Here is an 11,337-nt window from a genome sequence, read left to right on the forward strand (position 1 = left end):
CTCCCTGCGTAGAGGACCGTCGCGAAGGGCGCCTCACGCTGTGGTCGACACCTGCACCCGTCGACCACGCACATACACCTCGGCGATGGCCGGCTCCCGCAGACCCATCAGCAGCGCGAACAACGTCTGGTCGCGCGCGGTGCGGTCGTCGTCGGCGCGAATCCCTTGCGTCAGAATCGCTTCCAGTGGTGGCCAACGATCGGGTTCGATGACGAGGAAGTCCGCTTCCTTGCCGTCGTCGAAGTTCCCGAAGCGGTCCTCCATATCGAGCGCGCGGGCACCGGCGAGGGTGCCGGTGAACAACATCTCGGCCGGGTGGATCGCCACACCGGCATCGCCGGGCTCGCTCAGATGCACCTTGAAGGCGTCGGACAGCACCCGGGAGATCAACCATTCGTCGCCGGCGCCAACGTCGCTGCCGGCCGCGACCGTGATCCCGGCGGCGAGCGTACGCTGCCACGGCATGGTTCCGGAGCCCAGGAACAGTTGGGACACCGGGCAATGCGCGATCGACGTGCCGGTCTCGGCCATCCGGGCGAGTTCGGTGTCGGTGCAGTGCACCGCGTGCGCCATGATCGTGCGCCGACCCAGCAGGCCGGCACCGCCGACGCGGCTGCCCGGAAGGAACCGGCCGTCGTAGGTGTCGAGGTAGGACTCGACCCCGAAGAGTTTTCTGACGGTGTCGATCTCGCCGTCGCCGGGCCGGTTGTTCTCGTTGAGGTGGGTGTGCACGTAGACCCCGCGGTCGCGGACGTCGGCGTAGAGCTCGCCCAGGTTGGCCAGGGTCTCGGTGGTCACCGACAGGGCGAACCGGGGCACGATGGCTGAGTGCAGCAGTGCGGTGTCAGGAGCGCCGGTGTCCGCTGCGTGCCACTTCTCGATCTCGGCTGCGGTGAGCTCGATGGCTTCGCGCTCGGAGGTGAGCAGCGGCTCGGCCGACGGGCCGCCCACCGTTTGGATACCCCGCCCGCTGACCAGTCGCAGCCCCGCACGTCGGGTCTCGGTGAACAGGGCGTCCTGAGCGTGCGGAAAGGCGGAGCCGAACACCATCGCGGCGGTGGTACCGACCGCGACCCGACGGGCGCAGAAGTCGCGAGCGATCCGGGTGGCGAAGTCCGGATCGGCCAGCCGGGCCTCGGCCGGGAAGATGCACGAGTCGAGCCACTCCAGCAGTTGTCCGCCACCGTAGGCGTCGACCGAATAGGTCTGCGGAAAGTGGATGTGGGTGTCGACGAAACCGGGGATGAGGTAGGCGTCGCCGTGGTCGCGGATCGTCTCGGTGGCGTCGGCCGGTCGGGCATCGCGCGGCCCGCAATAGGTGATGATTCCGTCGTCATCGACGACCAGTGCGCCGTCGGGGAACCAGACCAGCGCGTCGTCGGCGGCGGATGCCCGGGGACGTCCGGCGATATGGAAGATCTGGCCGAGGTGGGTGATGCTCACCCGGCAACGAAAGCACAGGATCGGCTGTTCGGCCGGATGAGCGTGAGGGCTCGTGCAGGTAAGATTCGCTACACCGCGGCCAGACGGATCGCCGGTGACGCCACCTCAGGGGGTATTCATGAAGCGCAGGATGAGCACGGCCTTGGGGGTCACCGCGGCGGTGTTGGGCCTTGGTCTGCTGTGTGCTCCGGCAGCGAGCGCCGCCACCGTCGAGCCACACCAGGCTGCCAGTCCCTTCGGTTCGGCGAGTATCTGTGTCACCATTCCGATCGGGCCGGCGACAGTGAACATCTGCGTCTGACACCGGACGGAGAGCATCGGATGGGATCTGTGATCGGCGAGTTGGTGCCGCTCGCGGTCGGCGTGGCGATCTCTCCCATCCCGATCATCGGTGTCATCGCGATGATGCTCGGACAGCACGCGCGCACCACCAGTGTCGGCTTCGTGCTGGGTTGGCTGGTCGGGATCGTGGCGGCCACGACGATCTTCCTGGTCGTCGGTGGGGCGCTCGATGAAAGATCATCGTCGAGCGGATGGGTGAAACTCGTCCTCGGGGTCATCCTGCTGCTGTACGGGTTTCGGACCTGGCGCAGCCGCGACGCCGAGAGCTCGCAGCCGCGGTGGATGTCTGCGATCGACAAGATGCGCGCTCCGGCGGCCACCGGTCTCGGAGTGGCGCTGGCGGCGGTCAACCCGAAGAACCTGGTGCTGTGTGCATCGGCGGGTGTCACGATTGGCTCCGCGTCACTGGCGTGGGGAGCCGATGCGGCGCTCGTGGCGATCTTCACGGTGCTGGCCGCGACGACGGTGGTGGTTCCCGTCGTCGCGTACCAGTTCGCCGCTGATCACCTGCGCGACCCGATGGACCGGCTCAAGGTGTGGTTGGAGGCCAACAATGCGACGGTCATGGGCGTGCTGATCCTGGTGATGGGTGCAGTGCTGATCGGCAAGGGGATCTCGGGACTCGGCTGATATTTGTGGCCCTGCGGGTTCTCGGGTTCAGGACCGTAAGGACGGTGGTTGTCACTGCTCAGGCGGACGCAGGGAAGACGACGCGGACAGTTTCGCGCCGCCGATCACCTGGGGTAGGTGACGATGGTCTGTCCGGTGCGGGCGTTGCGCCAGGTGATGGTGCGGTCGGTGTGCATGGTCGGTATCCACGGCCCGTCATGTTTGCGGTCGTGGTCGGGGCGGCACAGGGGTGCGAGGTTGAAGGCCACGGTCCAGCCGCCGGCCAACGGGTCGGCATGGCAGAACTTGTGTAGGTGGTCGAGTTCGCACTCTTCGGATGGTCGCCCGCAGTAGGGATAACGGCAGCGCCGGTCGAGTTGAATGATCTCCGCCCGCAATGCCGCTGACGGTTTATAGGTCAGTGCCCCCGGTGGTGGGGTGGCGAATCCGCCGTGCCCGGTGGGGTCGATCGGTGGGGCCGGTGTGCGGTTGCCGAAGATGATCAACCCGCTGGCGGTACGGGTTTCACTCGGTCGGGCGGTGATGGTGCTGGCGTGTGGTGCGATCCGAGCGGCATGGGCCGGATCAATCGCCCCGTAGCCCATCAGGCGGGCCGGGTCGAGACCGGTCGGGTCGCGCAGCAGGGTCAGGCCGGGGACGACGAGGTCGGAATCGGAATCGGTGTCGGAATCGGTGTGAGCATCGGCCACGGCGGCGTCGTGCTCGGCAGGTGGTGCGGTGATGAAGTCTCGTCGCGGTTCCGGGAAGGGCGCGACATGATCGGCTTCGGCGTGATCGCTTCCGGTGTCGGACTGTTCGCTCTCGCCCTCGATGTCACGGTCGGCGTCGATGTCGGCGAGGGTGATCGGCTGTTCTTCTGCCGCATCAGGCCCACCCATGGCGGGTTCGTCGGCGCTCTGGCCAGATGCGCTGGCGTCGTCAGCCGTGCTGGAGTCGACCGACGACTCGCGCACACTGTCGGTGACCGAACCCGGGGTGGTGGCGGGTGCCGGGTTGTTGGTGCGGGTCTGGCGGGCGGGGCAGGTGTCGTCGCCGCAGTGGCAGCGCAGCTTGGCGCCGGGGGCTTTGATGATTTCGGCGAACGCGGCGACGCGTTGGGCTTTGATGCTGCGCCCATCACGGCGACACACCCGTCGGCTGATCAAGGCGCTGATGCGGTCACGCAGGTGCACGCCGTGTTCGGCGGGGATGCAGGCGTCGACGGTCATGTGACCGAACGCTTCGGCACCGATCGTCACATCCCCGAACAGATCGGTGATGTCCTCGCGGGTCTCGGCGGCTCGATCGGGGTCGAGGCTGATGATGATGGCGTCGAGATCATCTCGCAGAGCGGTGTCGGTGGTGGGTCGGCTGGCCAGATCGAGCACCACATCATCGAAATCCCACGGCTCATCCTCGTCGGCGGGATTGTCGGTAACAGGATCGGGGTCGGTGTCGGCCGCAGCATCACCAGCCTCGTCGGAGCCGACGTCGTCAGTGCTGTCACCGTCGGTGTCGGGATCGAGGTCGGCTGCGGGGTCGTCGAGGTCGAGGGTGAGTTCCTCCTCGACATCCTTGCTCTCGGTGTCGGGTTTGTCGGTGGTTTCGGCGTTGCCGGCGAGTTCGCCCAGTCGTGCTCGCAGGTCGCCGGTGGGGCCGGTGGCGGCGCCGCGGATGGCCACACCCAGCCGGTGGGGCCTCAGGTCGCCGGCACGGAAGGCATCACGAATCTTGGGGTGCTCGTCGAGCAGTTCGTCAAGACCAACCCATTCGCTGGCTTGACGTCGCGAAATACCCAACTGCAGCGAGATTTCGCCTTTCGCGGCCTTATCGGCGGCATTGCGGATGCGGTTCGGAACGTAATCGTTGTAGCCGGTGATGCGCTCGTTGTAAGTGGATTGACCGATCTGACGGGCGATCTGCATCGCCAGAGCCTGGGCTTGATTACTCAACCGCAACAAATCGCGACCGTACTGCGCCAACTCATCGAGACTGCTCGAGGCCAGCAGAGCGTCGTCGGCAGCACGGTCGGTGAAAGTGAACACGAAACACTCCTTTCCGGCGGCAACAGCGAGATCGGGTTCGGGATCAGTTGGTGGGGAATCGAACTGCTATCAGACTATCGGGAGGGTCTGACAACTTTGGTGCGCTGCGGGACGGCTGGGGATGGACTTGATCGGTAGGTGTTGGGTTCAGGATAGCGGCGGGGTCCGACAACTCTTGGTGCGTGAGTGTGGTTGCGGTGGTGGGCTCTTCGTGACACGGCCTCGCAAGCTCGGTCGCTCCCCAGGGGGCAGGAGCAGCGCCCGTTCCTCGGGCACTCCTCGGCGGCAGGAATCAGGTGAACACGATCAATCTCGAATCTCGATCACGGGGTGACGATGGTGAAATCCGGGTCCGGCGCGTCGAGGTAGCCGACCAGTTCGCGGAACCTGTCGATGTCACCCTCCACGGTGGCCGACCGGACCTTGACCGCGTCGTCGAGGTCGACTCCACCGAGCAGTATCCCCATCAGCGTCGACTTGCTCAGCGTGAATGTCACATCAGTGGCGTCGGCGGAATCGAGGGGGACGTCGAAGTGCACGAGCAGACCGTTGCGCAGTTCGGTGCGATGGCGACGATCGAGGCCCGTCAGCACCCAGTCGACGACGATGTGGGCGTCCCAACACGCCGGGCCGTCAACGCGGAGACTCACCGCATCGAACAACTGGTCCACCGACATCGCGCCCGCGATGTCCGCCGACGCGGTGGTGGTGGGCGTGCCGACGGGGCCGTTGCGCAATTCGTGGGCACCCATGAGATAGAAATTGCGCCAGGTGCCGTTCTCCGCGCCGTAGCCGAGCTGCTCGAAGGTGTCGGCCTGCAACTGTTTCGCTTCGTCGTTGGTCGGGTCAGCGAAGATGACATAATTCAACACGGTTGCCGTCCAACGGAAGTCGCCGTCGTCGAACGTAGCGCGCGCCTTGGTGATGACCTCGTCCGCTCCGCCCATGAACTCCACATGACGGCGAGCCGACTCCTCGGGCGGATGCTCCCAGAGGTGCGCTGGGTTGCCGTCGAACCAGCCCATGTAGCGCTGATAGATGGCCTTCACGTTGTGACTCACCGAACCGTAATACCCGTGGGTGTGCCAGGCGTTCTCGAGTGCGGGCGGTAGCACGATGTCCTCGGCGATCTCCAACCCGGTTCTGCCCTGGTTCAACTGCCGCAGTGTCTGATCGTGCAGATAGCCGTACAGGTCTCGTTGCAGCGACAGGAATTCGGTGAGTTGCTCGGTGCCCCAGGTCGGCCAATGATGGGAGGCGAACAGCACATCGGATCGGGCGGCGAACATGGTGATGGCCTCGGTCAGGTACTTCGACCAGACGTGCGGATCGCGCACGAGGGCGCCGCGCAGCGTCAGGAGGTTGTGCAGGGTGTGGGTGGCGTTCTCCGCCATGCACAGTGCCCGCATCTGCGGGAAGTGGAAATTCATCTCCGCGGGCGCCTCGGTGCCCGGTGTCATCTGGAACTCGATGGTCACACCGTCGACGGTCTCGGTCTGCCCGGTGGTGGTGATGTTGAGCGTCGGCAGGATCAGGGTTGCCGTTCCGGTGGACGTCGATTGCCCGAGGCCGGCACCCACGGCGCCCTGCGGCCCACGCGGCAATGCGGCTCCGTACATGTACGCGGCGCGGCGTCCCATTGCCGTTCCGGCATAGACGTTTTCTGCGACCGCGTGCTCGACCATGCCGACCGGCGCGATGATCGCGCACTCCCCGGCATCGACGGCCTCCTGGCTGATCACACCCTTCACGCCGCCGAAATGGTCGATGTGCGAATGGGTGTAGATGACCGCCTTCACCGGACGTGCGCCCCGATGCTCCCGGTACAGTCGCAATCCCGCTGCGGCGGTCTCGGCCGAGATCAACGGATCGATGATGATCACGCCCTCGTCGCCCTCGATCACCGTCATATTCGACAGGTCGAGACCACGCAGCTGATAGATTCGATCGGCGACCTCGAAGAGTCCTTGTTGTGCCACCAGACCCGACTGACGCCACAGACTGGGATTGGCCGTGGGCGGGCAGTCCTCGGCAAGGAAGCCGAATTCGTCGCAATCCCAGGCCGTTGCACCGTCGGCCCGCGAGATCACGGCAGGGTCGAGCTTCGCGATGAGGCCGCGGGCCGCATCGTCGACATCATGCGTGTCGTCGAAGGGCAACGTCGCGTGCGCGTCCGAGTTCGCTGCCGCCACTGCTTGACTGGCTTCACGGGGACTCCCCACGGAGATCACCTCTTCTGTGTTGTCATCGACATACGGGTTCACACCGCGCCTGGTGTAGCTCGCATCTCTACCATCGCAGAGCAGACGCCACGTCGTCGGCAAAGTGGCCGACAGGTGAAGATCAGTCGGCCTGCGTCCGTCCCCCGACGGTGTGCACCACGACGACCTGCGGGTCCCACGGCACCAGGTCGTCGACGGTGTGCTGGAGGTCGTCCACCGGTGGCAGTTGCTGTGGCGCCAGCACGCTGATCGTCACCGCATTTCCGCTCCACGACACATCGGTCACTTCCGCGGTGTCGTATCCGGCGTCAGACAGCCACTGGTCGGTCGCAGTGGCAATCTGGCGGGACCAGAGCGACGACAAGGAGTTGGCGACCATCGGGATCGCCACCACGACGAGCGCGACGGTCAGCACCACATACGCGCGTACACGCGGCCGCTGCGGACCCGCGCCGGCCTGCACGGCGAGTTCGGCGGCCTCGCGACCGTATCGTCCGATGGTCAGGATGATCGTGGCAGTGATGATCATGGCGATCACATTCGACGCGAACAGCACGAACGCGCCCAGCGCCAACGACGGCGCTCCCGAACCGAGACAGACCCCGACCACCCCGAGCGGCGGCACCAACGAGATGGCGATGGCGACGCCGGGCAGGACGTCGCCGACGTCGCGCCGGGTGATTGCGATGGCGCCGACCAGGCCGGTCGCGATGGCCGCCAAGAGGTCCACCAGGGTGGGGGAGGTGCGCCCGAGGACCTGCGAATTGGCCAGCACGTTGGTCGGGTTGGGCAACAGCTGCGCCATGACCGCGCCCAATGCGGTCACCAGCACCACCCCGATGACGATGTAGCCGACACTCGACAAGATCAGTCGTCCACGCGCGGTCACGATCCCGAGCCCGACGCCCAGGATCGGGGTGGACAGCGGTGCGACGATCATCGCGCCGATGACGGTGGCGGTGCTGTCGGCGACCACGCCGGCAACCGCGATGATCCCCGAGAGCGTGAGCATGATCCAGAATGCGGACTGCTTCGAGAGTCGTTCGCCGACCGAAAAATCGAGCCGTTCGGCCAGCTCATCGAGGGTGCGGCGTTGGGAGTCGGGGATGAGTGTGAGCACCGTTGTGGCGCCTTTCTTCTCGACGACACCACCGGGCCTGGTGTGTCTTTCGTCGGTGATCTTAGGCCGCAATCGCCGACAGGCCCCATCAGGCGGCGGAATGTCGCCCGAACGTGACTCCGGCAGTTCGAATTCCCTGGCGTGCGCATCCTCGGCGCTCGGATCGTCGTACTCTTGACGCGTGACGGCGCCCGTATCGAAGCCCGACGACGACGGTGTCGCGCCCGCGCGCGCGGGCCGAGTCCTGACCGCGCTGATCCTCGTGGCGGGGGTCGCCAACATCAATCTCGCGGTCGCCAACGTCGCTTTGCCCGACATCGGCGAGGCACTCGACGCCAGCTCCACGCAACTGAACCTCATCGCGGTCGGCTATTCACTCGGGCTGGCCGCCTCGGTGCTCTACTTCGGTGCCCTCGGCGACAGGTACGGCCGCAAACGCATGCTCGTGTTCGGTATGTCGCTGTCGATCCCGGCCTCGCTGGTGGCCGGATTCGCGCCGTCGTTCGAGGTGTTGTTCGGGGCCCGGGTGGTGGGCGGTATCTCAGCGGGCCTGGCGTTTCCCACCACTCTGGCGGTGATCACCGCCCTGTGGTCGGGCGCTCGGCGCACCAAGGCGATCGCGGCCTGGTCGGCTCTGGGCGCGGCCATCTCGGCGTCCGGCCCGGTGCTGTCGGGGGGACTGCTCGAAGTGTTCAAGTGGAACGCGGTATTCCTCGTCACCCTTCCGTTGGCCGTGATCGCCCTGATCGGCGCCTGGTTCCTCGTTCCCTCCGACAGCGGAGACACCGCCGCCACCGTCGACAACCTCGGCGGTGTCCTGTCGATCGTGCTCGTGGGCGCGACGGTGCTCGCGCTCAACTTCGCCCCGTTGGGTGACAAGGGCACCGCGGTAGTGATCCTCACCGCCATCGCACTCGTCGCTGCGCTGGGCTTCGTGGTGCGCCAACTCCGAGTCCGGGTACCGCTGTTCGACCTGCGGATCGCGCGTCGCCGAACCTTCTGGGTGGCGGCCGTCGGCGGCATCATCATTTTCGGCACCTTGATGGGTGCGATGTTCATCGGGCAGCAGTTCCTGCAGAACGTGTTGGGCTACTCCACGCTGGAGGCGGGCGCGATGATCCTGCCCGCGGCTCTGGCGATGGTGGTGGTGGCCCCACAGTCGGCCAAGCTCGTCGAGGCCCTGGGCTCCCGGTTCACCCTCCTGCTCGGCTACGCGTTCATCGTCGCCGGGTTGGTGGTCGCCTACCTCACCTGGGACGAGGGTGCGTCGGTGTGGGTCGTCATTGCCGCCTACTTCTTGATCGGTGTCGGTGTGGGCTTCGCCGGCACGCCCGCATCGCACTCGTTGACCGGGTCGGTGCCCGTGCAGCGCGCCGGCATGGCATCGAGTATGTCCGACCTCCAGCGTGACCTCGGTGGCGCCATCATGCAGTCGCTGCTCGGGGCCATCCTCACCGCGGGCTACGCGAAGTCGCTGTCGGCCTCGATTGCCGCGTCGCCGCAAGCCGACGAGATCACCGCGCAGAGCGAGGCCGCGCTCACCAAATCCTTCTCCAGCGCCGAGGTATTGGCGTCACGCTACCCGCAATATGCCGACCAGATCATCGCCGCTGCGCGAAATGCCTTCGTGGACGGCGATACTCGTGCCTACGGGGCGGCGATTGCGGTGGTGGTGCTCGGTGCCCTGATCGTTCTGTTCGGCTACCCCGGGCACGCCCGCGAGCGCGAGGCGATGGCGCGCTACGCCGCACAGCAGCGCCTGACGGACTGACCGGCCGCACCGCTTCGGGACCTCCTCTGGGCAGTGTCCGAAATGTGACGATAAGCATTGTCGCGATCGCACAGATCCGCACTTTCTGGGTCACTTGTCCCATCACTACCTGCGGGGTCACACTCGCGCACAGTGAATTTCACTTCGTGAAACAGCTTGACACCGGTGTAAGGCAGACGCTACTTTCCGAGTGGCCCAGATCACATCAGGCGGATCGGGCCACCGAACCGCCGCCGGTGGTCCGGTGCTCAAATCTGGAACTCGAAGCCCTACCGGGTCGAACAGTCGTGCCCGGAACCGGCGGGAAAGGCATGTGAGTATGCGTAGGAGAACTGGCCGCGTCTTCGCGGCCGCCGTGGCAGCGGCGTGTGTATTCTCCGTTGTCTCGTGCAGCAGCGACGATGACAGCGGTTCCGGCAGCACCGGGGTGGCCGAGGGGAGCGGAACCGCGGCCGCCGGTGACCCGATCCGGGTCGGCCTGTTCAATCCCTCGCAGGGGCCCGGCACCCAACCGGGTGTGACCACCGGCAAGGACGCCGCCGTCGAGTACATCAACAACCAGATCGGTGGGATCAACGGTCGGCCCATCGAGGTCATCGACTGCGGGATCGACCAGACCGCGCCGGAGTCCACGATCTCGTGCGCGAACCAGTTCGTCCAAGCAGGTGTCGTCGCCGCGATCGACGGATACAACTCCGAATCCCAGGCAGCGATGCCGATTCTCACCTCGGCCGGCATCCCGATGGTCGGCCAGATCCCGTTCAACACGGCGACCGGCGCCGAGGCGGCCAACCGGGTGTACTTCGGCCCGCCCGCGGCCGCGTTCCTCGTCGGATTCATGCAGTCCCTGAAGGCGGCCGAGAAGGAGTCCCTGACCCTCGCGAATGCCGATCTGCCGCAGGCGCATCAGGTGTTCGACACCCTCATGGTGCCGCTGGGCCAGCAACTCCAGATCGACGTCAAGGGGGTGTACTACCCGCCGGCCGGACCCAACTACACCGCGCTGGCCACCACTCTCGCCGACGGTGACCCCGCGGCTGCCGGCCTGATGACGTCGGCGAACGAGAACAACTGCACCAAGCTGTCGCAGTCGCTGCGGTCGGTCGGCTACCAGGGCACTATGTTCATGGCTGCGTGCACCGAGTTCATCGACACCATGGGTGCCCAGGCCGTGGGCGCGCAAACGTACTCGCCGATCTGGCAGCCGCCGGCGCTCGAGTCGGCGCCTGAAGAGGTCAAGGAGAACGTGCAGATCTCTGAGCAGTACGTCGACGAGGCCGGAGGCAGCGGCGGCTTCTACGCCTACGGGATGTTCGCAACGCTCGTTGACTTCGTGAACGGACTGAACACGGCCGGCGTCACCGACTTCACCGGGCCGGGCGTGCTGGCCGGGCTGAAGGGGCTCACCGACTTCCAGAGCTTCGCCGGTCCGACCCTCACCTGCGGCAAGGAGACGACCCCGAACTGCACCACCGAGATGCTGCTGTTCGAGGTCACCGGTGACAACAAGACCGAACCGGTCGGCGGTGGCTACATCACGCCGAACCCGGAGGTCCTCAAGATGATCCCGGGCGCCATCTGAGTCCTCTCACACCGGGTCGGGGGGGGGGGGGGGGGGGGCGCCCCCCCCCGCGGGGGGGGGGGGGGGGGGGGGGGGGGGGGGGGGGGGGGGGGGGAGGGGGGGGGGGGGGGGGGGGGGGGGGGGGGGGGGGGGGGGGGGGGGGGGGGGGACCGGGGGGGGTCGCGGGGGCGGCGATGGAGGGCAGGCGAGGGCGGCGGAGTGTG

The 11,337-nt window shown here is 66.6% G+C and carries 8 protein-coding genes; 3 read left to right on the forward strand and 5 right to left on the reverse strand.

The window, feature by feature from the left end; genetic code table 11:
• Positions 1 to 33 precede the first annotated feature (33 nt).
• Both VX037_RS21850 and VX037_RS21855 read right to left on the reverse strand, forming a co-directional pair.
• Complete coding sequence (locus VX037_RS21850; protein WP_235721858.1) at positions 34 to 1,443, reverse strand: amidohydrolase family protein; 1,410 nt, start codon at positions 1,441 to 1,443, stop codon at positions 34 to 36.
• A 105-nt stretch (positions 1,444 to 1,548) separates the two neighbouring features.
• A complete protein-coding gene (locus VX037_RS21855; protein WP_235721859.1) occupies positions 1,549 to 1,734 on the reverse strand; it encodes a hypothetical protein in 186 nt (61 codons plus the stop codon).
• A 30-nt stretch (positions 1,735 to 1,764) separates the two neighbouring features.
• Between VX037_RS21855 and VX037_RS21860 the strand changes: the two genes are divergently transcribed.
• A complete protein-coding gene (locus VX037_RS21860) occupies positions 1,765 to 2,415 on the forward strand; it encodes a GAP family protein (RefSeq protein ID WP_235721860.1) in 651 nt (216 codons plus the stop codon).
• Between the two features lie 104 nt (positions 2,416 to 2,519).
• Here the strand turns inward: VX037_RS21860 and VX037_RS21865 are convergent, their stop codons facing one another.
• The 3 genes from VX037_RS21865 to VX037_RS21875 form a co-directional block, all read right to left on the reverse strand.
• Positions 2,520 to 4,439, reverse strand: coding sequence for an HNH endonuclease signature motif containing protein (locus VX037_RS21865; protein ID WP_235721861.1), 1,920 nt, complete (start codon positions 4,437 to 4,439; stop codon positions 2,520 to 2,522).
• 323 nt (positions 4,440 to 4,762) lie between these two features.
• The gene (locus VX037_RS21870; RefSeq protein WP_235721862.1) at positions 4,763 to 6,661 is read right to left on the reverse strand and encodes an alkyl/aryl-sulfatase; all 1,899 of its coding nucleotides are present in this window, start codon (positions 6,659 to 6,661) and stop codon (positions 4,763 to 4,765) included.
• Between the two features lie 121 nt (positions 6,662 to 6,782).
• Positions 6,783 to 7,781 carry a DUF389 domain-containing protein gene (locus VX037_RS21875; RefSeq protein WP_235721863.1) on the reverse strand — a complete coding sequence of 333 codons (999 nt, stop codon included), beginning with the start codon at positions 7,779 to 7,781 and terminating at the stop codon, positions 6,783 to 6,785.
• A 181-nt stretch (positions 7,782 to 7,962) separates the two neighbouring features.
• Here VX037_RS21875 and VX037_RS21880 point away from each other — a divergent pair, with 181 nt between their 5' ends.
• Positions 7,963 to 9,552, forward strand: coding sequence for an MFS transporter (locus VX037_RS21880; RefSeq protein WP_235721864.1), 1,590 nt, complete (start codon positions 7,963 to 7,965; stop codon positions 9,550 to 9,552).
• 319 nt (positions 9,553 to 9,871) lie between these two features.
• Entirely contained in the window at positions 9,872 to 11,134 is a 1,263-nt protein-coding gene (locus VX037_RS21885) for an ABC transporter substrate-binding protein (protein ID WP_235721865.1), read from the forward strand.
• The last annotated feature ends 203 nt before the right edge of the window (positions 11,135 to 11,337 follow it).

The sequence above is a fragment of the Gordonia sp. Z-3 genome, from assembly GCF_036233855.1.
GTDB classification, from domain to species: domain Bacteria; phylum Actinomycetota; class Actinomycetes; order Mycobacteriales; family Mycobacteriaceae; genus Gordonia; species Gordonia tangerina.